Below are 461 nucleotides of genomic sequence, written 5' to 3'. Positions count from 1 at the left end.
GCTTCGAACCTGGAGCCGATTTCCGGGCCGCTCAACCTGGCTTATGTCATCTACACGTCGGGAACGACCGGCAGACCGAAAGGAACGCTGATTGAGCATAAGAACGTCGTGCGCCTCCTGTTCAACGACAAGAATCTATTCGACTTCGGGCCGTCCGACACGTGGACGCTGTTCCACTCGTTCTGCTTCGATTTCTCCGTCTGGGAAATGTACGGAGCGCTGCTGAACGGAGGCAAGCTGGTCATCGTACCGCCGCTCACAGCGAAAAATCCAGTCGATTTCCTGGCGCTGCTGGGCCGCGAACAGGTCACGATTTTGAACCAGACGCCAACGTACTTCTACCAGCTGCTGCGTAAGGTCTTGGCGGACCATCCGTACGATCTTCGGATTCGCAACGTCATCTTCGGGGGCGAAGCGCTGAGTCCGCTGCTGCTCAAGGGCTTCAAGACGAAGTACCCGGA

1 protein-coding gene is annotated in these 461 nt (G+C 57.3%); it reads left to right on the top strand.

Annotation, left to right across the window (positions count from 1 at the left end):
- Positions 1-461: AMP-binding protein (locus tag HFE01_RS26485; protein WP_167442909.1), on the top strand; the 461-nt coding region annotated here is incomplete at both ends.

The organism is Paenibacillus sp. EKM10P (assembly GCF_011800655.1).
In the GTDB taxonomy this organism is placed as follows: Bacteria; Bacillota; Bacilli; order Paenibacillales; family Paenibacillaceae; genus Paenibacillus; species Paenibacillus polymyxa.
This window is presented reverse-complemented; position numbering and strand designations above follow the sequence as displayed.